Below are 23391 nucleotides of genomic sequence, written 5' to 3'. Positions count from 1 at the left end.
CTCACCACCTGCTCCTCACAGTGAACTCGATCTCTTTTTCTGAACTGCCGGAGACGGGTAGATCAAAAACGATCGTGTCAGAAGTCACTTTCGACGGCTCAACGGCGGTCTTCTGCAATGTCATCTCGCTTCCATATACGGTGATTCTCACCCTGGATTCTTTTTCTCCAAGATTCTGGATCGTCACTTTCCAGTGTCTCTCATGGAAATCTTTGTATTCTTTTTCTTCCAGAAGATCCCCCTTCACACGCACGTCCCACGAGGATGTCACTGGAATCTCCAGTGGGGTATTCTTTGGGGTATCCACTATATCTGTTTTTCCGACAATCAGGTTCATTCCGACCACCCTCGAGAAGATGTTCACCGTACCCTTTGGAAGGTCAACGGTGGTTTTGAACTTCTTTGTAAACGTGGTCTTCCGAAAATCGAAACTTCGATCACTCACGCTGAATTCGTATTCGTAGAATTCCTCCAGATCCGACAGGTTCGTTCGCAAAAACTCCACAACGGGGGATCTGTTCAGATTTTCTACTTCTCCAAGGCGGTAGATTTTCACCTCTTCGGCTTCATATTCTTCGAAGGTTTCCCCAGATGGAGCCCTGCTTATGGCAAAGACTTCTTTCGTCGATGTTTCTCTCAGGCGCCTTGAAACAAGAAAAACTTCTGCACGATTCACGCCAGAGACAGAAAGGAAAACGTTCCCGATCAGGAGATTTTCAAAAAGATAGTACTGGACATTCCAGCCTGCGCTGGAGCGAAGCAGTATCGTTACCTCTCCCTGACCGTTCAAAACGAGTGTTCGCTCACTTTTTGATTCTTCGTAGTCGAACGCCAGCCATTTCTCCAGAGTGGTGCTGTATAAGAAGTACTTTTTTCCTTTCCTGAAAACAAGAGGCGACAGACTCACAAGTTCAGATCTCTCAGGAGGATTCTCCACTATTTCGACGACTTTCCCCTTCATAACATCTTCCCAGGAGAGTTTTTCCTGCGGTAGAACATACCAGCTCTCTGCCCCAAGCACGTCCATAACATCCCAGTTTTCCGGTATCGTGATGTTCATCGTTTTGTCCACAGAAACGTCTTCCATGAGTATCGCACTGTCTTCGAAAAGTAGAAGCACGGGTGATGCCATGACCGTCATCGACAGGATGGATAAAATTATCAAGGACCTCATGTCCTTCACCCCCTTCCTGGAAATTCTACCACCTGGAGTTAAAATATCCTGAGAGGTGATGAGGGTGCGTGTGATCTTTTTCGAAGGTGGCAGTGATCTCATGGAAAAGGCGTTTGAGATCAGAAGAAAGGTGTTCATAGAAGAGCAGAAGGTATCAGAGGAAGACGAACTGGATGGAAAAGATCCAGAAAGTCTGCATGCTCTTCTGGAAGTGAACGGAAAGTACGTGGGTGTCTCCAGGATAAGAAGAATCGGCAAAGGGATTTTCAAGATAGAGCGCGTTGCAATTTTAAAGGAAGAACGCGGAAAGGGTTATGGCAGATTTCTCATGAAAGAGGTGGAAAGAGAACTCGTATCGAAAGGAGCGAAAAAACTCGTTCTGAACGCTCAAATCCAAGTGAAAGGATTTTACGAAAGGCTTGGATACGAGGTAAAAGGGGAGATATTCTACGAAGCGAACATTCCGCACGTGAGAATGGAAAAGGTGGTGGAACGATGAAGATGACACCTCTCATGGAACAGTACCTGAAGATAAAAGAACAGTATAAGGATTCCATCCTTCTGTTTCGTCTGGGAGATTTTTACGAGGCGTTCTTCGAAGACGCCAAGACCGTGTCGAAGGTTTTGAACATCGTTCTCACAAAAAGACAGGATGCTCCCATGGCGGGGATACCGTACCATGCTCTGAACACCTACCTGAAAAAACTGGTTGAGGCAGGCTACAAGGTCGCCATCTGTGATCAGATGGAAGAGCCTTCAAAATCGAAAAAACTCATCAGGAGGGAGGTCACACGTGTTGTAACTCCTGGAGCTATAGTGGAAGACGAGTTCCTCAGTGAAACGAACAACTACATGGTTGTCCTTGTCAGGGAAAAAGAGAAATACTGTGCCGTGTTCTGCGATGTTTCTACCGGAGAGGTGTTGATTCATGAAAGCATCGATGAACAGGAAGTCCTGGACCTGATGAAGGCCTACTCTGTATCTGAAATCGTCTGTCCGGAAGGTCTCGAATCGGAGGTGAGAGAAAAGCTTCCCGGCGTATACATCGAAGTTATCGATGAATGGTACTTCTCCGAGCCCGAAGAGGAAGTGAAAAGGATCTATGGAATAGAGGACATACACCACTTCGAACTCTCTTCGCTTGCCATGAAATCACTTTCGGCTTTGATAAAGTACATCAAATACACGATGATCTCTGAAAAATTGAACCTGAAACCACCAGTCACCATTTCCAGAAAGAACTTCATGATACTCGACTCTGCCACGGTGGAGAATCTCTCCCTCATTCCTGGTGAGAAGGGAAAGAACCTCTTCGATGTTCTGAACCACACAGAAACACCCATGGGTGCAAGGCTTCTGAAGAAGTGGATCCTTCATCCACTGACCGATAGACAGCAGATAGAGGACAGACTCAACGCCGTTGAGAAATTGAAGGAGGACAGGCTGAAACTGGAACAGATCAGAAATCTTCTTTCCAGGGTGCGAGACGTTGAAAGGATCGTCTCAAGGGTGGAGTACAACCGGGCTATTCCGAGAGATCTTGTGGCACTGAGGGAGACCTTGAGTGTCGTGCCGGAACTGAACGAGGAGCTATCAAATTTCGACTTCTTCGAAAAACTCAACTTTCCAGACTCTCTCTTCGATCTTCTCTGTAAAGCCATCGAAGACGACCCTGCGGGCAGTCCGGGAGAAGGAAAGGTGATAAAAAGAGGGTTTTCCCCGGAACTGGACGAGTACAGGGATCTTCTCGAGCACTCCGAAGAGAAATTGAAAGAGTTCGAGGAAAGGGAAAGAGAAAAAACGGGAATACAGAAACTCAAAGTTGGATACAACCAGGTCTTTGGTTACTACATTGAGGTGACGAAGGCAAACCTGGACAAGGTACCCGAAGATTACGAAAGGAAACAGACCCTTGTGAACTCCGAGAGATTCACCACACCGGAATTGAAAGAATTCGAAACAAAGATAATGGCCGCAAAGGAAAGGATAGAAGAACTCGAAAAGGAACTCTTCAGGAATGTGTGCGAAGAAGTGAAAAAACACAAGGAGACTCTCCTTGAGATTTCAGAAGAACTCGCCAGGATAGACGTGCTCGCCACCCTGGCCTACGATGCGATTCTCTACAACTACACGAGGCCCACCTTTTCCGAGGATAGGATGGAGATAATCGGCGGAAGACATCCGGTCGTTGAAAGATTCACACGTGATTTTGTGGAAAACGATCTCTACATGGACGATGAAAAGAGGTTCACGGTGATAACCGGCCCAAACATGAGCGGGAAATCCACTTTCATAAGACAGGTGGGACTCATCTCTCTCATGGCACAGATCGGCTCCTTTGTTCCGGCGAAAAAGGCAGTTCTTCCCGTGTTCGACAGGATATTCACGAGGATGGGAGCAAGGGACGATCTTGCTGGTGGCCGGAGCACGTTCCTTGTTGAAATGAATGAAATGGCGCTCATTCTTTTAAAGGCCACAAAAAAGAGTCTGGTTCTACTGGACGAAGTGGGAAGGGGAACTGGCACACAGGATGGCATCAGCATCGCATGGGCAATTTCCGAAGAACTCATCTCCAGAGGATGCAAGGTCCTCTTTGCCACACACTTCATCGAGCTGACGAATCTGGAAAACTCCTTCCCTCAGGTTCAGAACAAAACGATCCTTGTAAAGGAAGAGGGAAGCAACGTGGTGTTCACCCACAGGGTCGTGGATGGAGTGGCGGACAGGAGTTACGGTATAGAGGTGGCAAGGATCGCAGGTATTCCAGAGAACGTCATAAGGAGGGCCTTTGAGATAATGGAAAAGGGCCTCAAAACAAAGAGTCAGAGAAATGAAAAAGTGAAGAAATTCAGTCAGCAGATTCCTCTCTTTCCCGCTTGATAGATTTCACCAGTTCCACGTAGTTTTCGTTTCTGAAGATACCGTACCCCATCACGAGGATCGTCGCACCGTTCTTTATCAGGATTGAAGCGTTTTCTTCGTTGACACCACCATCGACCATGATCTCCGTTTCGAGCCCCAGATCCCTTATCATCTTCTTCAGACTCCTTATCTTTTCCAGACTCCTCGCGATGAATCTCTGACCAGAAAAGCCCGGGTTCACACTCATCACGAGTACGCCATCCACATCCGTTATGATCTCAGACAGTAGAAAAACCGGTGTGTGTGGGTTGAGGGCGACGAACGCCTTCGCCCCGAGATCCTTTATCCTGTGTACTATCCTGTGAAGATGCGGCGTTGTCTCGTAGTGGACCGCCACCATGTCCGCTCCCTCTTCCACGAAGCGGTCCACATAGTCCTCTGGATTTGTGATCATCAGATGAACACTTATAGGAAGGCTGGTTTCTTTTCTCAGGGCTTTGAGAACGGGCAATCCGAACGAGATGTTCGGAACGAAGTGTCCGTCCATGACATCGAAGTGAACCATGTCTATGTGTTCTTCCACTCTTTTTACCTCATCGGCGAGTCTTGCAAGATCACACGCAAGGATTGAAGCGGCGATCTTTACCATCAACTTTTCCCCCTTCCCAGAAGTTCGTGAAACATCTTCACGTAGTTTTCGTAGCGGCTTTCAGCGATTTCACCATTTTCCACGGCTTCCTTCACACCACATTCTGGCTCGTCTATGTGATTACAGTCGGAGAAGAAACACTGCTTTTCATTGAATTCTTTAAAGTAATATTTCAACTCTTCTGGTTCTATGTCACCTATCTCAAGGTTTGCAAAGCCCGGAGTGTCAACCACATAGCCTCCAAAATCAAATCTCAGAAGCTGGGTGGAGGTGGTGGTGTGTCTTCCTCGCTGGAGTTTTTGAGAGACTTCACTTACTCGAAGTTTCAAGCCGGGATTTATCGCGTTGAGAAGACTGCTCTTTCCGACACCAGACAACCCTGCCATGGTACTGATTTTCCCTTTCAGATATTCCTTGAGCTCTTCGATGCCCATTCCCGTTTTCGCACTCGTTTTCACGATCGGGTAAAGCTTTGAGTAGATACGTTCCAATTCTTTTACCTTTTTGAGATCTTCTTCGTCGTATATATCCATCTTGTTTATGACAAGAACGGTTTCCAGTTCGTTTTTCTCGGTGAGGACCAAGAACTTGTCGATGATGTAGGTCGAGGTTTCTGGCATCTTAACGGTGACAACAAGAATGGCCTGATCCACGTTCGCAACATGTGGCTTTACGAGCAAGTTCTTCCTGTGAAGAACGTTCTCTATCACACCGGATCCCGTGCCGTCCGGTGTGTACTCCACTCTGTCTCCAACGTATATCTTCAGATTCTGCAAACGAAACTTCCCTCTCAACTTACAGAGAAGCCTTTCCCCAGTTTCTTCGTCCTCGACCGTAACCATGTTCGAGTGAAAACTCAGCACGATACCTCTTCTTCTCAAGATCATTCCTCCCCGAGGATCAATATGACTTCCGTTGCGATGGATCCGGCTGGTGGATACTGAGACACCACCCTGCTACCGCTTCCAACGAAAATTACGTTGTCTTCTTTTTCTACATCGGATGGACTCTTCCCTACATAATTTTCCACAACGAAATACTCTTCCTTTTCTCCTGTGTCCACAAGAAGAGTCAATTTTCCGTTGTAGAGTTTTCCTGCTTCAGGATAGGTGGCAAGCACTTTATCTTTTTCTTCACCGAAGGGAAATCGAACGACTTCGTAGTTCCACCCCAGTTTGTTCAAAATCTCCTCTACCACCGAAAGCTTCACACCCACAAAACGAGGTATAACGTCCTTCAAAGGATTTTCGTAGTACAGGTTTATGATTCTTCCCTTCTTGACCTTCGAAACACTTTGAGGATACGTATCGACCACCGTCTCCGTGGATGCTCTATCACATAGCAGTCCGGATTCTTTCAATTTTTCACAGGCTCTCGTTCCTGAAAGTCCCGTAACATCAGGAACTATCACAAACTGGTTCTGGTACAACTTGATCGTGAGGAGAAAAAGCAACCCTCCTGTGACAACACCCGTCAATATTCCAAGGAAAACTTTCATGGCGATGAGACTTTTCTCTTCAATCTCAGCTGGCCGCATGCAGCCTCGATGTCACTACCCTTTTCCTGTCTGATTTCTGCTTCTATACCGTTTTCGAGCAGTATTCTTTTGAAAGCCAGTATACGCTGTCTGGAAGGTTTCGAAAGGCCAGCCACAGTCGGGTTCACAGGGATCAGGTTGACGAACACCTTCAGTCCTTTGAGGATTTCAGCGAGTTTTTTTGCATCACTTATCTCGTCGTTCACACCTCTTATCAGAACGTACTCTATTGTCACTCGCTTTCCCGTCTTCATCTGGTACACCTTGATGGCGTTCAAAATCTCCTCCACAGAATACTTCCTGTTCAGCGGGACAAGCTGATCTCTCTTGAAGTTTGTCGGAGCGTGAAGAGAAAGCGCAAGTTTCACATCGAGTCCTTCGTCGGCCAGCTGGATGATCTTCTCTGGTATTCCCACAGTCGAGATCGTGATCCTTCTGATTCCTATGTTTCCCATCTTTTTGTGGTTGAGGATTCTTATGCTCTTTATCGTGTTCTCGTAGTTGAGCAATGGCTCTCCCATTCCCATGTAAACAACGTTTCCTATCTTCTTTCCCTCTTCTTTCTCCATGGACAGGATCTGTGAAACGATCTCTCCTGTGGTGAGATTTCGCACAAATCCGCTCATTCCTGTGGCACAGAACGTGCACCCGACAGGGCAACCAACCTGTGTGGAGATACACGCTGTTATTCTGCCTGGATGGAAGATCATCACAGACTCTATCGTGTTACCATCTTCGAGTTCCCACAGGAATTTGGTGGTACCATCTATCTTGGAAACCCTCTTTTCCAGAAGTTTCAGGAAAGGAATGGTGAAGTGCTCTTTCAACAGAGCACGATGCTGTTTTGAAAGGTTCGTCATTTCGTCGAAGTTATTCACTTTTTTGTCGAACACCCAGTCCAGAATTTGATCCGCTCTGTAGCGCTCCAGACCAAGACTGGTGATCTCGCTGACCAGTTCATCGTAGGAAAGATCGAGTAAGTTTTTCAAGTCAACACCTCCCAGTTTGAAATTATACTATAAGGAGGGAATGTAAATTGGACAAATTGTTCTCTGATCTCTACAAAGTAGGGTGCGATGTCAGGATGTTCGAAAGACTATCCTGTCATACCAGTATGAAAATAGGTGGAAAGGTCAGGTATTTAGTTCTTCCAAACGATGTTGTATCCCTGGAAAAAGCGGTTGAACTTTTGGGTAGAAACATTCCGTTTCAGATTATGGGACTTGGAACGAATCTTCTGGTTCAGGATGAAGACCTTGAAATTGCTGTTTTGAAGACGGAACGGCTCAATCATGTGGAGATCAAAGGAGAGAAAGTTGTCGTTGAAAGTGGAACGCCGTTGAAGAGACTCTGTCTGGTACTGATGGAGACAGAACTCGAAGGGCTCGAGTTTGCGTACGGAATTCCCGGAAGTGTCGGTGGAGCCGTGTACATGAATGCAGGGGCGTATGGGAAAGAGATCGGAGAGTTCGTTGAGGCAGTCGAAGTTTTGAGGGAAGGGAAAAGATACTGGCTTTCGAAAAGCGATCTGTTCTTTGGGTACAGAGACAGTGTTTTCAGGAGAGAAAAGATGATCATAACACGCGTTGAAATGCGCTTTAGAAGGGGAAAAAAAGACCTCATAAAAAGGAGAATGGATGACTTTCTGGAGAAACGTCTGGAAAAGCAGCCAATCGATTTGCCGAGTGCTGGCAGTGTCTTCAAACGTCCCAGAAACGATTTTTACGTGGGAAAAGCAATAGAGTCCCTGGGATTGAAAGGGTACACGATCGGAGGAGCACAGATATCGAAGAAACACGCAGGTTTCATTGTGAACATCGGAAACGCAACCTTCAGGGATGTGATCCATCTCATAGATTTTGTGAAGAAAAAGGTGAAGGAAAGATATGGAGTTGATCTGGAAACGGAGGTAGAGATCTGGTGGAGTGGAAAACGGTTGTGAGTCCACACAGCGAAAGGATCAACGTGAAAAGATCGGAGTTCTACGCAACAGTGTTTCCTGTGAAAGATGAGAAGGATTTCCGCAAAAAACTGAAGGAAATTTCGAAAAGAGATGCCACACACAACTGCTGGGCGTACAGGATTTTTTCAACAGAGGGAATACTCGAGCACTACTCAGACGATGGAGAGCCCGGTGGAACGGCTGGAAGGCCGATCCTTGGTGTTCTGAAAAAGCACAATCTGATGAACACTGCCATCGTGGTCACAAGGTACTTTGGAGGAGTGAAACTGGGTGTCAGAGGGCTCATAGAGGCATATTCAACAGCAGCAGAACTTGCGGTGAATGGGGCAAAATTGCGGCCACTCAGCCTCATGAAAGAGTTTGAGGTTGAAGCCACTTTCTCCGAACTGAACGGTGTATTCAGGATCATCGAGACGAAAAAACTGGATCTTGTGGAGATGAACTACACGGAAACGGGTGCAAGGTTTCTGCTCCGAGGCGTCGAAGTGCCTGAAGAACTGAACCCAAAAACGGTTCGGGATGTGTTAATATAGTCACGAAGGGGGGAATGTGATGAAAGAGATCGAGGATCTGGAAAAGATGCTCGACACAATGATAGAAAACTACAGAAAACTCAAGGAAGAGAACAGAGAACTGTGGAGCAAAGTAAAACAACTCAACGAGAAAATTCTCGTTCTTGAAAAAGAAAAGGAACAACTGGAAAAGACACTGGAAAACCACAAGCGTTCTCTGAACACTCTGGTGGAAAAGATTCAAAGATTCCTCTCCTTCACGGCCAATCAGGAGATGATACAGGATGAAGAAGAAAGTGAGCGTTAGACTTGGAAAGCGAGTGTACAACCTGATCACAGACGAAGACACGGAGATAGTGAGAAGAACCATAGAAAGGATAGAGAAGGATTTCAAACGATACGAAGAATATGTGGACGAGGTGGGGATAGATCACATCCTCTTTGTCATGCTGGCAAACGCCGTTCTGGAGAACATGAAGATGGCAGAAAAGATCAGGGAACTCAAAAAGAAGATCTCTTACGTCTTAAAGGACGGTGAAGATGTACCTTGAAGCGGGTAGTTGTGGTAACGGGTCTATCCGGTGCAGGAAAAACGACCGCTATGGGTTTTCTTGAAGATCTCGGATATTTCTGTGTGGACAACGTGCCTGGAAGCATACTGGAGGAACTCCTGAAACTCTTCATGAGTTCAGACCTTGAAAAGATGGCGATAGCAGTGGACGTGCGAAGCGAACATTTCAGTGATCCCGTTGAAGCGATAGAGAAGATAAAGAAAAAAACAAACGCTTTGATCGTTTTCCTTGAGGCTTCAAAAGAAGAGCTTTTGAGAAGATACGCACTGACCCGAAGAAGACACCCTCTTCAGAGAAACGATGTTGGACTCGAAGAGGCCATTGAAAAAGAGAGACAGATTCTGCTGCCAATTAAAGAAATGGCCGACTTTGTAATAGACACAACAAAGATGACTTCTCACCAGTTGAGGGAAATCCTGGGACAATCACTCATGAACCAGTCCGGTGGGATCTCCGTCAGAATATTGAGTTTTGGATTCAAACATGGAATACCAATGGACGCGGATTTCATATTCGATGCGCGATTTCTTCCCAATCCTCACTATGTGCCTGAGCTTTCCCATAAGACAGGCCTTGACAGGGAAGTGGAGGAGTATTTCAAAAAATACTCTCTTGTAGACGAATTCGTGTATAAGATTTTCGAGGTGGTAAACGTAGCGGTGAAGGAATATCAAAGATCCGGTAGAAGAATCGTGACGGTGGGTATCGGATGTACCGGTGGGAGGCATAGATCCGTCTACATCGCCCACAAAATCGCTGAAATGCTGAAAAAAGAAGGGTTTTCGGTTGTTGAAAAACACAGAGATCTGGAGAAGGTGTGAAGATGAAGGTGGTCACGATAGGGGGAGGTACGGGACTTTCCACCCTGCTGAAGGGCTTAAAACACCTTTCATCCTTCGAGATAACCGCTGTCGTTTCCGTAACGGATGAGGGGGGAAGCTCGGGAAAACTCAGGAAAGAACTGAACGTGCCTCCACCGGGTGACGTCAGAAACAACATCGTTGCACTCGCTGAAGATGAGGACCTTCTGGCAAAACTCATGAACTACCGTTTCATGGAAGGATCTTTGAAAGGGCACAGTCTTGGAAACCTCATCATAGCAGCACTCACCAAGATCGAAGGAAGCTTCTCTGAAGCCATAAGAACCCTGGAGAAGGTGCTGGCCATAAAAGGAAGGGTGCTTCCCGTGAGTGAAGATCACGCAAGACTTGTGGCAAGGTTCGAAGACGGAGAAGAAGTGGTGGGCGAAACAAACATAGTCAAAAAGAATGGAAAGATAGTGAAAGTATGGCTCGACAGATCTATAGAGGCTCTGCCTGGAGTGACGGAAGCGATATCTGAGGCGGAGATGATCGTGTTCGGACCAGGAAGCCTCTACACGAGCATCATAACCAACGTACTGGTAAAGGGTGTGAAAGAAGCGATAAAGAGATCAAAAGCCAGGAAGGTTTATATATGCAATCTCATGACACAACCCGGTGAGACAACAGGCTACAGGGTTTCCGATCACGTAAGAGAACTCGAAAGATATCTCGAAGAGAAAGTGGATTTTGTGGTGGTGAACACAAAAAGACCATCTCCAGAAGTTCTCGAAAGGTACAGAAAAGAAGGGAGTGATTTTGTAGAGATAGATGTGGAGAACACGCAGAACACGATCATCGCAGAACCCCTTCTGACAGAGATCGTAGATCCACTGGACGGAAAGAAAAAGGTACGTCATGATTTTCTGAGACTTGCCGGTGTTATAGAGAGGATCTCGAGGTGGTGATCCTTCTGAGGCGCACTTTTTCAGAAGAGATAAAGGAAGAACTCGTTAAAATACCTTTTGGAAGTCGCGATGAGGCCAGATCAGAACTTCTTGGCTTTATAAAGGCGAGGGGAGATTTCGACGTCAAAAAGAGGCAACTCGTCTTTTCACTCCATTCCTTTGCCGCCTCGAGGCGGCTTTTGAACTTAATGAAGTACATATCCGTTCCCGTTGTGGAGATAGTCGTGGAGAAATCCCACAACATAAGGAAGAGATTCATAAAAATCATGACCGAATATTCGGAAAGTTTCATGCAGATCGATCCTTTTTCTGATGTTGCTCTATTTGTGTCATTTCTGAGGGGCCTGTTCCTTGGAGGAGGTTCCATGACGGATCCAAAACATCATTATCATCTGGAAATCAACCTGTTCGAAGAAGACGTTCTTTTATCCACAAAAAAAGCCTTGAAATTCTTTTTTAACGTAAACTCCGGTGTGGTGGAGCTCCCAAACACGAGAAAGCTTTATATAAAATCTATAAGAGACATAATGACCTTTCTCGAGGCCATTGGTGTTCAGGAGAAACTGAGAGAGATAGAACGGATAGTGACGGAACGAAGGGTGATAAGCGATGTGAACAGAACGGTGAATTTCATAGAAGCAAACGCTGTCAGAACTGCTGAGAGCACGGCAAGACAGGTGAAGGCGATAGAACTCATACAGAGGAGGATGGGACTGGATAAATTGCCGGAAGATCTGAGAAAAGTGGCCTTTGCCCGTTTGATGAACAAAGAATTGTCTTTGAGAGAACTTGGAAAGAGGTTGAACCTTACAAAGTCTCAACTGTACTCCAAGTTGAAAAGGATCATTAAAATAGCCGAAAGGTTCGGTGATGTAAAATGAGGTGCCCGTTTTGTGGTTCCATGGATACGAGGGTTCTGGACTCACGGCCGACTCTAGATGGTGCCGCCATCAGGAGAAGAAGAGAGTGCATCTCATGTGGCAGAAGATTCACCACCTACGAAAGGTACGAGGAAGCCCCCGTTCTCGTCATAAAAAAGGACGGCAGAAGAGAAAAATTCGATAGGAACAAGATAAAAAATGGTATGATAAAAGCCTGTGAGAAAAGACCTGTCACCTACGACCAGATAGAGGAAGCAGTGAACAGAATCTGTCTGAAACTTCGGGAAGAAGGCCTCTTCGAAGTGGAGACGAAAAAAATAGGAGAACTCGTCATGGAAGAGTTGAAAAAACTCGACCAGGTTGCGTACGTGAGGTTTGCATCCGTTTACCGTGATTTCCGGGAAGTTGATCAATTTCTGGAGATCGTGAAGGAACTCAAAAGGGAAAAGGAGGGCGAAGGGAAATGAAAAAGGTGCGTCTCACACGTGAGGGGTACGAAAAACTGAAACAGGAACTGGAGGAATTGAAAAGAAAATTCATGTACGAGATCTCCGAAAGAATAAAGGAAGCCAGAGAACTGGGAGACCTTTCTGAAAACTCCGAGTACGAAGCGGCGAAAAACGAGCAGGGCCGCGTGGGAAGCAGAATTATGGAAATCGAACAAATCCTGAGCAACGCTGAGATCATAGAAGACTCGGAGGAAGGAGATGAGGTGACCCTCGGAAAGTGGGTTACCATAAGAAACCTCGATACGGGAGAAGAGCACAAGTTCAGGATCGTCACCCCACAGGAGGCTGATTTCTTTGCCCAGAAGCTGAGCGCAGATTCTCCGCTTGGAAAGAGTCTTCTTGGAAGAAAAGTGGGAGACATCGTTAAGGTAAAGGCTCCGGGTGGAGTTCAGAGGTATCAGGTGGTAGAGGTAACGAACAGGTAATGGAGGTGGTTTTGTGCTCAAAGAGTTCAAAGAACAACGCATCAGAGAAATTCAAGAACTTCGTTCCATGAACATAGAACCCTATCCCTATCGTTTTGAGAAAGAAATGTCGGCTTCAGAGATAAAAGAAAAATACGACCACCTTCAAGCTGGAGAGGTGCAGGAGAGCGAAAAACTGAGTTTTGCCGGCAGGGTGATGTCCATACGTCATCATGGAAAAACGGCCTTCTTCCATCTGAAGGACGACACGGGAAGGATACAGGCCTACATAAGAGCAGATGCCGTTGGGAAGGACAGGATGGGGCTTTTCAAAAAACACGTGAAGATAGGAGACTTCGTCGGAGTAAGAGGTTTTCCGTTCAAGAGTAAAACGGGAGAACTCACGATCTACGTGGAAGATTTCACACTCCTGAGCAAAGCCTTGAGACCTCTTCCAGAGAAGTGGCACGGTATCAAAGACAAAGAGATCATCTACAGACAGAGGTATCTGGAACTGATCATGAGCGATGAAGCAATTGAGAGGTTCAAGAAAAGGTTCGAAGCAATGAGAGTAATCAGGGAGTTCCTGAACAGCAGAGGATTCGTGGAGGTTGAAACACCGATATTGCATTATGTCACCGGTGGTGCAGAGGCAAGACCGTTCGTCACGCACCTGAACGTCTTCGACGTCGACATGTACCTGAGAATAGCCCCGGAGCTCTATCTGAAGAGGCTGATCGTCGGTGGTTTTGAAAAAATATACGAAATAGGCAAAAACTTCAGGAACGAAGGAATTTCGTACAAGCACAGTCCTGAGTTCACAAGCATCGAAATATACCAGGCGTATGCAGACTACAACGATATGATGAATCTCACCGAAGAACTGATAGTGGAAGTGGTGAAAAGAACTTGTGGAACTCTGAAGATCACATACCAGGGTAAGGAAATAGACTTCACTCCTCCCTGGAGAAGGGTGAGAATGAGGGACTTTCTCAAAGAAAAACTCGGAGTTGACATCCTCGAAGACAGCGATGAAGTTCTTCTGAAAAAACTGGAAGAACACGGTGTTGAGGTGGAAATAAAGAACAGAGCACACCTCATAGACAAACTCAGAGACATCGTCGAGGAAGAACTAGTGAACCCCACGTTCATCATCGATCATCCCGTTGACATCTCTCCGCTTGCGAAAAGACATCGGGAGGATCCTCGTCTCACTGAAAGGTTCGAACTCATCATATTTGGAAGGGAGATTGCGAACGCTTTCAGCGAATTGAACGATCCCATCGATCAGTATCAGAGATTTTTAGAGCAGATGAAGATGAGAGAAGAAGGCGACGAGGAAGCCCACATGATGGACCTGGATTTTGTAAGGGCCCTCGAGTACGGCATGCCTCCCACCGGTGGCCTTGGTATCGGTCTTGACAGGCTCTTCATGTTCATCACAGATTCTCCCACAATAAGGGATATCATTCCCTTCCCGCTTGTGAAACCGAAGAAATTTGAGGAAGAAGAGGCGGAATTCGAAGGAGGGGTCATGGAATGAGAAAATGGATGAAAAAATGGCAGGGAGTCATCATCTGGGCGATTGCCATCGCTTTCGTTGCGGGTATGATCTGGTGGTCTGTGTCGATAAACCTGAGAGGCACCTCAAGGAACGTGAACTATACCCTGGACCAGAGTCTTGCTTACATCACAAAAGATGGAACGGCCCTCACCGATCCTACTTACTGGCTCATGCCATGGGAAGTGAACGATTATTATTCAAATCTGCTCAGTTCCTACAGGATCAACTCTTTAGATCCCCTGTTTGAAGAACCCAGGCTTAAGGCATTGATAGCGGATGTGTTCCTCCAGCAAAAGGTGATCCTCTATTATGCGGAGAAAAACAACATAAAACCCTCCAAAAAAGAAGTAGAACAGGAAGTGAAGAGTATCATTAACACGATAAAGAACGATCAGAATCAGCTTGATCAAATAAAGAGAAGATATGGAAGCCTTTCAGTCTACGAGAAGGATTATCTTGAACCGCAGATACGTGTCCAACTCACAGTGAAGAAGGTCCAGGAAGCAGTGGGTGCTGTCAGTGAGGATGAGATAAAACAGTACTTTGAGGAAAACAAAGAAGAACTTCAAAACCAGTACGACAGGGTGGATCTGGAGGCCATATCGTTCGACAGCAGCTCAACAGTTCAGGAGTTCCTGGCAAAAGCCAGCGAGATGGGTTTCGATGAGGCTGCCTCCAGTATGGGACTCACGGTGCAGCCATTCTCAAACGCCACAAGGGGAATCTTCCCGGAAGAAATAGACACGGCTCTGTTCAGTGCCACGCCAGGTTCGATCGTAGGACCGTTTTATTTCCTCGACCAGTGGTACGTATTCAGGGTGCAAACCTCTTCGGTCCTCACAGATTTCAACGCCTTTGAAAACAGCGATGCGTACAGTGAAGTGAAAACGAAACTGGAGCAGGAAAAATTCCAGAAGTGGCTGGAAGAATTCATGAGAGAAGAGAATCTGTCCTACGTGTTCAACGACCAGGTGCTCGAGTACTGGTGGAGATACCTGAAAAACGAAGAGGGACTTTACGAAAAACTATCGAATCTTCTCTTCCAGGAAGACAGGCTGGTTGAGGAAGTATCCGATGAGTTGAAATCACTCTTTGTTCTTCTCTCCGACACGAAGATACAGGATCTCACTCAACAGATAGCCGAAATGACGCAGTACGAAGAAGCCCTCAAGAACGCTCAAGAGCCCGATGAGGACCTTGTGAAAAAGTACGGGGAACTTTCGCTCGAGGAAGTCGCCAAAAAGAAGCAGGAACTAGAAAACGAGAAAAATACAGTGGAGAGCCGAAAAAGAACCGTTGTAAACTACCTCTATTCCAACTACCCGTCCTCCACGTACGTTCTTGAGTACGCGTACCAGATGAATCCAGACGACATCAACATAAGATATAACTACTATTCCAACCTGTACAATCAAATCAAGCCCTATTTGTCGATGGGAAGCTACGATCCAAATCAGGTTCTCAGAACCATGCTCGGACTCTATACCGTGGCCAACGCTACGGACGCTTCTACGGATATGAGACTCGACTCTTACTACATGCTCTACGATATGAGTCTTGCACTGAAGGACCCAACATCCGCAAAGTTCTACCTCGATGAGATGAAGAACCTGGATCCAAGCTTCATGGATTATGAGTCTGCCTACAACCAGGTGGAATCGCTTTTGAAGGAACTGGAAACGGAAGAATCAACACCCTCTACAGCAACGGGTGAATAAACGATGAACAGTTACTTTTTGATGGTTCTTTTTGCCGTTAAACTGGTTCTGTTCTATGCGGTCACTTTGAACTCTTTCAGCGTTTCGATTGTTTTCAGTACGGCTGGCTGGCTTTTGATACTGTTTCTGATCTTCAGGGGAGGGCACAGATTCCTCTACATTGTGCTCTCCCTTTTGCTTTTCGTTGATTATCTGTATTTCCAGAATTTTGGAAACCTTCCTTCCATAAGGGAAATAACCCTGATTCCCCAGGTGGGCGATCTTGGAGGGGACATAAAATACTTCATCGACGTTTATTCCCTTTTCTTTGTGGCGGATCTTCCTTTTGTGTGGTTTCTCTTTAAGGAGAGAGAAAAATCTGGCAGTTTCCTCACGCTGAGCCTGATACTGATTTCCTTCACTTTCATAGCAGCCATTCATACATCTCAGCGTCTGGAACCGAAGTTTGTTTTCAACAGATACGGTATGTTTTCCTATCACCTTCAGGATATAATTGACCTCTTTTCTCCTCAAGAAAAGAGAGAAAACAAAGCCGAAAAAGTTCCCGTAGTGGAGGAAAGAGAAAACAACTTGCAGAAGAAATTCTTCGGGATTGGAAAAGGAAAGAACGTGATAGTTGTTCAGATGGAGTCACTCCAGAACTTCGTTGTTGGACTCACGGTGAACGGACAGGAGATCACGCCGAACATAAACGCCTTTCTGAAAGATAGAGACACGATCTACTTTTCAAGGTGTTATCAACAGGTGGGAAGTGGAAACACGGCGGACGCCGAGTTTGTCGTGAACACCTCTCTTCACACCCTGGGCGATGCCGTGGTCTACGAAGAGTACCCTGTGATCGGTCTTCCAACACTTCCAAAAATAATGAAGTCGAACGGCTACCACACGATCGTGTTCCATGGAAACGTTGCCTGGTTCTGGAACAGAGAAGAGGTTTACAAGCACATAGGATTTGATGAGTTTGTGAGCCTTGAAGATTTCAAACAGGACGAAATCTTTGGAATGGGGCTTGCAGACGTTTCTTTCTTCAAACAGGCCGTTCAAAAACTAAAGAGTTCACCAAAACCATTCTACGCTTTTCTGATCACCATATCGAGCCACACTCCCTTCGTCATTCCTGAAGAGCACAGGAAACTGAACCTTCCGGAAGAGATAAGTGATACCATAGTTGGGCACTATCTTCAGGCCATACATTATGCGGATGAGGCCTTTGGAGTTTTCCTTGAGGAACTCAAACGCACAGGACTCTACGACAACTCGGTGATCGTTCTCTACGGTGATCATGCGGGTCTGTATCCGTTCAACAGAGAAGTCAGAGTCAACATGCCAAAGATCCTGGGAGAAGAGTACACCTTCGAGAAGGCTCTCAACGTTCCCTTCGCAATTCATATACCAGGAAGCGGCGTGCACCGCATCGTGAAGACAACAGGTGGACAGATCGATTTTCTGCCGACGATCCTCAACGTTATGGGTATAGAGTACAGGGAGGGCTTTTTCATGGGACGCGATCTTTTGAACACATCCCACGGTTTTGTTGCACTGAGATATCACGTTCCGGACGGCTCGTTCATAGACGACGACCGAACCTTCATAGTTTCCTGGGACGGTAGGCTGGACAAGAGTCTTGCCATTGAAAATGGTGAGGACAGAAACTACGTGGAATTTCTGGACGGATACGTGAAAGCCATACAGCAGATAGAGGCTTCCAGATATTTCATCCTCAGAAATTGCAAGGCCATTTCAGACTTCGCAAAAAAGTGAATTCATGCCTCCTCCACATGGAGTATGATTCTGTCTTCATTGAGTTCTACATTTGAGATTATGAGATCCTCGAACACCCTGGAGATCTTTCTTGGGTAAAGGTGTATTTCGTTTCCGTGAAGTTCCACCCCTTCCCGTTCTATTCTGCTCTTTAGCATTTCCATCAGAAAGGAAGGAACACCCACCTTCAGCACGATGGGATCGTCCGGTGTTCGCTGGGTTGACAGTACTTTAATCTTCACCGATATGGCAAAGGGAAAAGACCCGTGCTTCATCTTCACCAGAAGGTTTTCCTCGTCTTTCGAGATCGAAAAGTGAGATATACCCTCCGCAGTTTTTAAAACGACCTTTTCAATGGTGGAATAAGAGGCCTCTATCTTGACCATGCATCTCCCTCCTCGATGACATTATAATGCCTGAAACTCCTTCTTCAACCGATTCACCGTGAACCTTCCCCAGGTGAAGGTGATGAATGCGGATGTGGCATTTCCAAGGACTATTCCCCACCAGACACCCATCAGCCCTGCCTTCAGAACGAACACGAACAACCACGAAAAGAGCACCTGCATGATCACAGTTCTCATTATGGTCACAGCAAGACTTTTCAAACCCTGACCCACACCCTGAAACATGGAAGAGGTGAACATTCCAAAGGGAACACCGGGAAGGAAAAGGCTCAACACTCTAAGAGCCCTCACGAGTTCGCTGTAAATCCTCTCTCCTTCCTGAGAATAGGTAAACGCCTTTGCTATGAAGGGTGCAAAGACAAGTATTGCCAGCATCACCACCAGTCCGATGAAAAAACCAAGTTTCACGGCATAAAGATGCGCCGTTTCGAGTTTTTCAGCGTTTCTTTCGCCAAACGCTGCCCCCGTGACAGAAGTCACCGCCATGGCCATTCCGATGAGCGGAACCGTTCCAAAGTTCACCACACGCCACGCACTCGTGAAGACAGCAACTCCATAATCTCCCCCAGCCTTCACTGCAAAAACGTTGAGGATGTAGATCGCTATGGACATCATGGCCTGCGCCAGAGACGCTGGAATTCCTATCTTTAGAATTCTCTTCAATATCTCCCAATTCCATCCGAGATGGAAGGATACGTACGTATCCTTTTTGAAGAAAAGCCAAAAGGAGATCAGAAAAGAGGAAACAGCGATCGAAAGTACCGTGGCATAAGCGGCTCCTTTGATCCCAAATCCAAAAACGTATATGAACAGAGGATCCAGGGCTATGTTGAGAAGAGAACCTGCAGCTATTGCGATCATCGCCCTTTTTGCATCTCCTTCTCCCCTGAGAACACCGTTGGCCACGTTGTTGAACATGAGAAGAGGCATGGAATATATGAGAACAACAGAATACTCCAAAGTCAGATTTAGAGTTTCTCCACGCGCACCGGCAAAACCGAGAATGGATGGAACAGCGGGCAGAAAAACAGCGATCCCCATCAAACCGATGATCACCGAAAGTAGCATTGAAACAGAAGCGGCAACATCAGCACCCGTTTTGTCCCTTTCACCTATCTTCTGAGACACAACAGAACTCGCACCAACACCAATACCTGCTGCAAGCGAGATGATGATCATGAAGATTGGAAAGAACAATCCTATTGCCGCAAGAGCCTGAGGTCCAAGTCCTGCCACCCAGATTCCATCCGCCAGATTGTAGATCGTCTGAACGAGCATTGCAAGCATCATGGGAACGGAGAGTTTGACAATCGCCTTTTTGGGATCTCCCCTCAGAAGTCTGATTCCTCTTGTTTCTCTTTCCAGAGCGCACCACCTCCCGTTAAAAATTCTATCACCGAACTAGTGTTAGAATAGTTAAAAAGGAGGGTCAAGAAAATGAAGGTCTTTCTTTTCGATTATGATGGAACGCTGGCAAAAGATAATGGGTTTGCGGAGGAATATTTCAAACATCTGACTTCGTTTTTCAAAGAAAAGGACGTTTTGATCTCGCCAAACCTGATTCTCGATTGTGTGGAGGAAATAACAAAAAAACCGGATGGCACCACAAATCTCGAAAGATACATGAAATGCCTTGAAAGCAAAACAAAGCGAAAGGCCGAAGAATGGAAAGACCTTTTCATGGATTTCTACAGAAGTGATCTTTTTGACACTCTCAGGAACACAGTTAGGCCTTTCAGAGAAACGCTGGATCTTCTCAGTGAGAAAAAGAAAGAAGGAAAGATCGTTCTTGCAACAAATCCTGTTTTTCCAAGGATAGCCATAACGAAAAGGTTGAACTGGATAGGTCTCTCAGAAAAGGATTTCCATCTGATAACGGACATGGAGAGTTTTCACTTCTGCAAACCCGATCCGAGGTATTACCTTGAAATATGCGAAAAAATCGGAGTTCTGCCAGAGGATTGTGTCATGTACGGTGACGATGAAGTGAACGACGGAGCGTGTGAAAAAACGGGTATGAAGTTCATCAAAGTTCGCTGAAATATTCCAGGGCAACTCTCAAAACAGAGGGATCCCACTGAAGTCCTTCATTCTTTCGAAGAATCTCGAGGGCTGTGCTTTTGTTCATGGCTTTTCTGTACGGTCTGTCACTGGTCATGGCATCGAAGGCATCCGCCACTGCGATTATTCTGGACTCCAGGGGGATCTCCTCTCCCCGAAGATCATCCGGATATCCTCCACCACCGTACCACTCGTGGTGATGTCTCACGATCTTTGCGATGTCGGAGAAGGTTTCTACCTTGCTGATCAGTCTTTCTCCCAGTTCTGGATGTTTCTTCACCTCTTCGTATTCCTCTTTTGTGAGTTTTGAAGCCTTGTTGAGGATAGCCCCTCTCACCCCTATTTTTCCTATGTCGTGCAGAAGGGCTGCTATTCTTATCCTCTCAATTCTGTGCTTTGATAGTCCCATCCTTTTGGCGATCTCCTGGGCATACTCTGAAACCCTCACACTGTGACCACTGGTGTAGGGATCTTTCAACTCGACCGCGTAGGAAAACGCCTCGATGGTCTGAAAGAACGTTCTCCTCAACTTTCTGTAGAGAACCAGTCTTGAAAGGAAAATACCCAGAACACGGGCCATTATCTTCAATGTGGAAAACTCAAATTCAGAAAACGCCGATTCTTTCTCTATCTCTATCACAAAAGGCACACCTTCGTACTCAAAGAAAACAGCGGCGGCAGATCTTACCTTTCCACCTGTCACGTCGAAGAACTCCGGAAAGTCTCTGACATCTTCAACAAGAATGTCCTTTCTTTCTCTGAAGGCTTTCACAACGATTCCTCGATTCAGTTTCACCTTTTCCATTTTCCCGTCTCTCAAGAAGAAGGTGGACAGTTCACCATCTTCTGACATGGTGACAGAAGAAACAACCACTCCCGGAAACATGCTCCTCAGGTAGTGAAGCATCTTTTCCAGAAGCTCTGTTCTGCTCGAAACCGTCAGAACCCCTTCCAGGGAAGCGAGCATGTGAGACAGTGCGTTCCGATTTTCAACCACTTCACAATAGGAGTCGTGTGCTCTCAAAAGGAAAAGTGAAAAGTTCATTATGGATTTTAAAAACGCTTCCTCGTCTTTCTCCAGATCTCTCGACACGAACAGTTTCACACTCGAATCTTTCGATTGTTTGTAAAGGAACTCCTCAGTTTTTTCTCCAACCATGAACTTTTGTTTTGAATTTTTCACTTCAAGCCCCAAGAAAGGCTCCAGCAGGTTTTTTGAGTCGAAATAAATCTTCTCCAGAACAGGAAACGGATCGGTTTCAAGGTCTATTTCTCCAAGGATCTCCATAGTTCTATTCAGCTGATTGGACAACACCTGAAGGCTCTCGTAGGATGCTTCCAGTTCCTGGTTCACAGCAGTAAGTTGCTGGTTCAGTGCGGTGAGTTCCTGGTTAACAGCGGAAAGTTCCTCTGTTTTCTCCTGAAGACTTCTTTCACTCTTTGCCCGCCACCTCTTCTCAAGTAGGAAAATTAGAAAAGCAAAACCTGTGAAAAACAGGAAGGTATACTCTTTTCTGATGATACCCAGTATGGAAAAGAAGGCAAGAAGGAAGATAAAGAGAACTTCCAGAAAAGAAAGGTTTTTCTCAAGAGGGTTTTTCCTCAAGAACACAACAAAGCCAAGCACCATGATGGATACGTGAAAGAGCAAAACGTTGAACAAAGAAACAGGAAGCGTTAGAAGGACCAGAAGACTGCTCGACCCAAGAACCTCCAGAGCATAAGCGACTGGAAAAGCTACAAGAAGGATTTTCCAATCCACAAAACCGAACGGCAGGGAGAAAAGAGCAGCTTTCAGGAGCTTCTTCAAACTGAAAACTTTCGGGATAGAAAAATAGAGAGCGGCTAGGAAAGATATTGCTGAACCGAAGAGAACTTTTTCAACCACGTTCTCAATCCCTCCATGAGAACATCCATGGCCCTTGAGAGAACCTCTTTGTCAAGTACACACGCAATTCTGATCTCCCTTTTCCCACGTTCTGGTGTGATGTAGAACCCCTTCAGTGGTGCGACCATCGTCGTTTCACCGTCGAGATCGAAATCTGTGAGCATCCATCTGGCGAACTCTTCCGAGTCGTTCACAGGAAGTTCCACGGTGACATAAAAGGCTCCCGAAGGTCTGGTGAATCTCTTCAGCCCGTACTCTTCGAGTTTTTTTATGACGATCTCAACGCGTTCTCTGTAAGTTTCTCTGACAGTTCTGAAGAAATCTTCATCGAGGTTCAAAAGGGCAACAGAGCCTATCTGCTCAAGAAGAGGTGGTGCTAGCCTTCCCTGAGCCAGTTTCATGGCATGGTTCAGCACTTGCTCGTTTTTCGTGATGAGACATCCTACCCTCGCACCGCACGCACTGAACTTCTTGGAAACACTGTCGACCACTATCACCCTGTCGCTTTCAAATGTCATTGCGCTCACGAAGTTTCCACGAAAGACTATCTCACTGTAGACCTCATCGACTATCATGAAAAGGTCGTTTCTTTCAACGAAATCCAAAAGATAACGTAGATCCCTTTCGCCGTAAACCACCCCCGTTGGATTGCAGGGGTTGGACAGCACGATCGCTCTCGTTCTATCGTTCACAAATCTGTCCAGGTTGTCAGGAATCGAAAAATCATCCTCCATCTGCCTGACCACAGGCACGAGCTTCACACCGGCTATTTTCGCAAAAGCCTTGTAATTTGCATAAAAAGGCTCCAGAACGAGTATCTCATCACCGGGATCTGCCACGACAGTGAAGGAGAAAAGGATCGCTTCGCTTCCTCCGTTTGTGATCAGAACGTTCTCAGGTTTCACATGGGCGTTTTGCCTTCTCTGATAGTAAGAAGCAAACGCTTCTCGAAGCTCTGGTATACCAGCAGAGTGGGAGTAGTAGACAACATCCGGTGTTCTTTTTCGTATACTTTCAAAGAACACTTCGGGGGTTTTCAGATCGGGCTGTCCGATGTTGAGATGGTAGATCTTTATGCCGCGCTTTTTCGCTGCCTCGGCGTACGGGACGAGTTTTCTTATAGGGCTTTCTTCGAAGTTCAACACCCGTTTTGAAAACACG

General features: G+C 46.2%; 24 protein-coding genes. 15 read left to right on the top strand and 9 right to left on the bottom strand.

Annotated features, from left to right (window positions below):
* Window position 1: 1 nt before the first annotated feature.
* A complete protein-coding gene (locus TRQ7_RS05885) occupies window positions 2-1174 on the bottom strand; it encodes a hypothetical protein (RefSeq protein WP_041844215.1) in 1173 nt (390 codons plus the stop codon).
* A 58-nt stretch (window positions 1175-1232) separates the two neighbouring features.
* On the opposite strand from TRQ7_RS05885, the gene TRQ7_RS05880 reads away from it, so the two are divergent.
* Both TRQ7_RS05880 and mutS read left to right on the top strand, forming a co-directional pair.
* The gene (locus TRQ7_RS05880) at window positions 1233-1673 is read left to right on the top strand and encodes a GNAT family N-acetyltransferase (RefSeq protein WP_144399101.1); all 441 of its coding nucleotides are present in this window, start codon (window positions 1233-1235) and stop codon (window positions 1671-1673) included.
* Window positions 1670-4054, top strand: a complete 2385-nt coding sequence (gene mutS / locus TRQ7_RS05875) for a DNA mismatch repair protein MutS (protein ID WP_041844213.1) — start codon at window positions 1670-1672, stop codon at window positions 4052-4054. Before TRQ7_RS05880 ends, mutS begins: the two co-directional genes overlap by 4 nt.
* On the opposite strand, the gene rpe is transcribed toward mutS, so the two are convergent.
* The 4 genes from rpe to rlmN are packed head-to-tail and all read right to left on the bottom strand — an operon-like array spanning window position 4023 to window position 7211.
* Window positions 4023-4685 carry a ribulose-phosphate 3-epimerase gene (gene rpe, locus TRQ7_RS05870; protein ID WP_041844212.1) on the bottom strand — a complete coding sequence of 221 codons (663 nt, stop codon included), beginning with the start codon at window positions 4683-4685 and terminating at the stop codon, window positions 4023-4025. The genes mutS and rpe overlap by 32 nt on opposite strands.
* A complete protein-coding gene (gene rsgA, locus TRQ7_RS05865) occupies window positions 4685-5572 on the bottom strand; it encodes a ribosome small subunit-dependent GTPase A (RefSeq protein ID WP_144399100.1) in 888 nt (295 codons plus the stop codon). The genes rpe and rsgA overlap by 1 nt, the downstream gene beginning before the upstream one ends.
* Window positions 5569-6183 carry a PASTA domain-containing protein gene (locus TRQ7_RS05860; protein ID WP_041844210.1) on the bottom strand — a complete coding sequence of 205 codons (615 nt, stop codon included), beginning with the start codon at window positions 6181-6183 and terminating at the stop codon, window positions 5569-5571. The genes rsgA and TRQ7_RS05860 overlap by 4 nt, the downstream gene beginning before the upstream one ends.
* On the bottom strand, window positions 6180-7211 hold the full coding sequence (gene rlmN, locus TRQ7_RS05855) for a 23S rRNA (adenine(2503)-C(2))-methyltransferase RlmN (RefSeq protein ID WP_015919396.1): 1032 nt from the start codon (window positions 7209-7211) through the stop codon (window positions 6180-6182). Before rlmN ends, TRQ7_RS05860 begins: the two co-directional genes overlap by 4 nt.
* A gap of 47 nt (window positions 7212-7258) precedes the next feature.
* On the opposite strand from rlmN, the gene murB reads away from it, so the two are divergent.
* The 12 genes from murB to TRQ7_RS05795 are packed head-to-tail and all read left to right on the top strand — an operon-like array spanning window position 7259 to window position 17874.
* Window positions 7259-8164, top strand: coding sequence for a UDP-N-acetylmuramate dehydrogenase (murB, locus tag TRQ7_RS05850; RefSeq protein WP_015919395.1), 906 nt, complete (start codon window positions 7259-7261; stop codon window positions 8162-8164).
* A complete protein-coding gene (locus TRQ7_RS05845; RefSeq protein WP_015919394.1) occupies window positions 8143-8718 on the top strand; it encodes a YigZ family protein in 576 nt (191 codons plus the stop codon). The genes murB and TRQ7_RS05845 overlap by 22 nt, the downstream gene beginning before the upstream one ends.
* Before the next feature lie 19 nt (window positions 8719-8737).
* Window positions 8738-9004, top strand: coding sequence for a hypothetical protein (locus tag TRQ7_RS05840; protein WP_038067275.1), 267 nt, complete (start codon window positions 8738-8740; stop codon window positions 9002-9004).
* Window positions 8982-9248 carry a cell division protein ZapA gene (gene zapA / locus TRQ7_RS05835; protein WP_015919392.1) on the top strand — a complete coding sequence of 89 codons (267 nt, stop codon included), beginning with the start codon at window positions 8982-8984 and terminating at the stop codon, window positions 9246-9248. The genes TRQ7_RS05840 and zapA overlap by 23 nt, the downstream gene beginning before the upstream one ends.
* Entirely contained in the window at window positions 9245-10090 is an 846-nt protein-coding gene (gene rapZ, locus TRQ7_RS05830; protein ID WP_015919391.1) for an RNase adapter RapZ, read from the top strand. The genes zapA and rapZ overlap by 4 nt, the downstream gene beginning before the upstream one ends.
* 2 nt (window positions 10091-10092) lie before the next feature.
* On the top strand, window positions 10093-11037 hold the full coding sequence (locus TRQ7_RS05825) for a YvcK family protein (protein WP_041437609.1): 945 nt from the start codon (window positions 10093-10095) through the stop codon (window positions 11035-11037).
* Window positions 11031-11918, top strand: coding sequence for a DNA-binding protein WhiA (gene whiA, locus TRQ7_RS05820; protein ID WP_144399099.1), 888 nt, complete (start codon window positions 11031-11033; stop codon window positions 11916-11918). Before TRQ7_RS05825 ends, whiA begins: the two co-directional genes overlap by 7 nt.
* Window positions 11915-12385, top strand: a complete 471-nt coding sequence (gene nrdR / locus TRQ7_RS05815) for a transcriptional regulator NrdR (protein ID WP_015919388.1) — start codon at window positions 11915-11917, stop codon at window positions 12383-12385. The genes whiA and nrdR overlap by 4 nt, the downstream gene beginning before the upstream one ends.
* Entirely contained in the window at window positions 12382-12852 is a 471-nt protein-coding gene (gene greA, locus TRQ7_RS05810) for a transcription elongation factor GreA (protein ID WP_015919387.1), read from the top strand. Before nrdR ends, greA begins: the two co-directional genes overlap by 4 nt.
* Window positions 12853-12865: 13 nt before the next feature.
* Window positions 12866-14374 (top strand): lysine--tRNA ligase, encoded by a 1509-nt coding sequence (gene lysS / locus TRQ7_RS05805; RefSeq protein ID WP_015919386.1) that lies wholly within the window; start codon window positions 12866-12868, stop codon window positions 14372-14374.
* Window positions 14371-16113: a peptidyl-prolyl cis-trans isomerase gene (locus TRQ7_RS05800; RefSeq protein ID WP_015919385.1), complete on the top strand. Its 1743-nt coding sequence runs from the start codon at window positions 14371-14373 to the stop codon at window positions 16111-16113. Before lysS ends, TRQ7_RS05800 begins: the two co-directional genes overlap by 4 nt.
* 3 nt (window positions 16114-16116) lie before the next feature.
* Entirely contained in the window at window positions 16117-17874 is a 1758-nt protein-coding gene (locus TRQ7_RS05795) for an LTA synthase family protein (protein ID WP_038067270.1), read from the top strand.
* A 2-nt stretch (window positions 17875-17876) separates the two neighbouring features.
* Here the strand turns inward: TRQ7_RS05795 and TRQ7_RS05790 are convergent, their stop codons facing one another.
* Window positions 17877-18260 carry a hypothetical protein gene (locus tag TRQ7_RS05790; RefSeq protein ID WP_015919382.1) on the bottom strand — a complete coding sequence of 128 codons (384 nt, stop codon included), beginning with the start codon at window positions 18258-18260 and terminating at the stop codon, window positions 17877-17879.
* A gap of 21 nt (window positions 18261-18281) precedes the next feature.
* Entirely contained in the window at window positions 18282-19571 is a 1290-nt protein-coding gene (locus tag TRQ7_RS05785; RefSeq protein ID WP_015919381.1) for an MATE family efflux transporter, read from the bottom strand.
* A 147-nt stretch (window positions 19572-19718) separates the two neighbouring features.
* Between TRQ7_RS05785 and TRQ7_RS05780 the strand changes: the two genes are divergently transcribed.
* Window positions 19719-20321 carry an HAD family hydrolase gene (locus tag TRQ7_RS05780; RefSeq protein ID WP_015919380.1) on the top strand — a complete coding sequence of 201 codons (603 nt, stop codon included), beginning with the start codon at window positions 19719-19721 and terminating at the stop codon, window positions 20319-20321.
* On the opposite strand, the gene TRQ7_RS05775 is transcribed toward TRQ7_RS05780, so the two are convergent.
* Both TRQ7_RS05775 and TRQ7_RS05770 read right to left on the bottom strand, forming a co-directional pair.
* Window positions 20308-22230, bottom strand: coding sequence for an HD-GYP domain-containing protein (locus tag TRQ7_RS05775; RefSeq protein WP_236681684.1), 1923 nt, complete (start codon window positions 22228-22230; stop codon window positions 20308-20310). The two genes, TRQ7_RS05780 and TRQ7_RS05775, sit on opposite strands and share 14 nt — an antisense overlap.
* Window positions 22188-23390: a pyridoxal phosphate-dependent aminotransferase gene (locus TRQ7_RS05770; protein WP_015919378.1), complete on the bottom strand. Its 1203-nt coding sequence runs from the start codon at window positions 23388-23390 to the stop codon at window positions 22188-22190. Before TRQ7_RS05770 ends, TRQ7_RS05775 begins: the two co-directional genes overlap by 43 nt.
* Between the last annotated feature and the right edge of the window lies 1 nt (window position 23391).

This window comes from Thermotoga sp. RQ7, from assembly GCF_000832145.1.
Taxonomy (GTDB): Bacteria; Thermotogota; Thermotogae; order Thermotogales; family Thermotogaceae; genus Thermotoga; species Thermotoga neapolitana.
Note: the sequence above shows the minus strand (reverse complement) of the source record. Positions and strands in the feature narration are given on the sequence as shown.

Coding starts and splice junctions, on each gene's coding strand:
- TRQ7_RS05885 (WP_041844215.1), bottom strand. CDS start 1,174: ATGAGGTCCTTGATAATTTTATCCATCCTGTCGATGACGGTCATGGCA.
- TRQ7_RS05880 (WP_144399101.1), top strand. CDS start 1,233: ATGAGGGTGCGTGTGATCTTTTTCGAAGGTGGCAGTGATCTCATGGAA.
- mutS (WP_041844213.1), top strand. CDS start 1,670: ATGAAGATGACACCTCTCATGGAACAGTACCTGAAGATAAAAGAACAG.
- rpe (WP_041844212.1), bottom strand. CDS start 4,685: ATGGTAAAGATCGCCGCTTCAATCCTTGCGTGTGATCTTGCAAGACTC.
- rsgA (WP_144399100.1), bottom strand. CDS start 5,572: ATGATCTTGAGAAGAAGAGGTATCGTGCTGAGTTTTCACTCGAACATG.
- TRQ7_RS05860 (WP_041844210.1), bottom strand. CDS start 6,183: ATGAAAGTTTTCCTTGGAATATTGACGGGTGTTGTCACAGGAGGGTTG.
- TRQ7_RS05840 (WP_038067275.1), top strand. CDS start 8,738: ATGAAAGAGATCGAGGATCTGGAAAAGATGCTCGACACAATGATAGAA.
- zapA (WP_015919392.1), top strand. CDS start 8,982: ATGAAGAAGAAAGTGAGCGTTAGACTTGGAAAGCGAGTGTACAACCTG.
- TRQ7_RS05825 (WP_041437609.1), top strand. CDS start 10,093: ATGAAGGTGGTCACGATAGGGGGAGGTACGGGACTTTCCACCCTGCTG.
- nrdR (WP_015919388.1), top strand. CDS start 11,915: ATGAGGTGCCCGTTTTGTGGTTCCATGGATACGAGGGTTCTGGACTCA.
- greA (WP_015919387.1), top strand. CDS start 12,382: ATGAAAAAGGTGCGTCTCACACGTGAGGGGTACGAAAAACTGAAACAG.
- TRQ7_RS05800 (WP_015919385.1), top strand. CDS start 14,371: ATGAGAAAATGGATGAAAAAATGGCAGGGAGTCATCATCTGGGCGATT.
- TRQ7_RS05795 (WP_038067270.1), top strand. CDS start 16,117: ATGAACAGTTACTTTTTGATGGTTCTTTTTGCCGTTAAACTGGTTCTG.
- TRQ7_RS05790 (WP_015919382.1), bottom strand. CDS start 18,260: ATGGTCAAGATAGAGGCCTCTTATTCCACCATTGAAAAGGTCGTTTTA.
- TRQ7_RS05785 (WP_015919381.1), bottom strand. CDS start 19,571: ATGATGCTTGCAATGCTCGTTCAGACGATCTACAATCTGGCGGATGGA.
- TRQ7_RS05780 (WP_015919380.1), top strand. CDS start 19,719: ATGAAGGTCTTTCTTTTCGATTATGATGGAACGCTGGCAAAAGATAAT.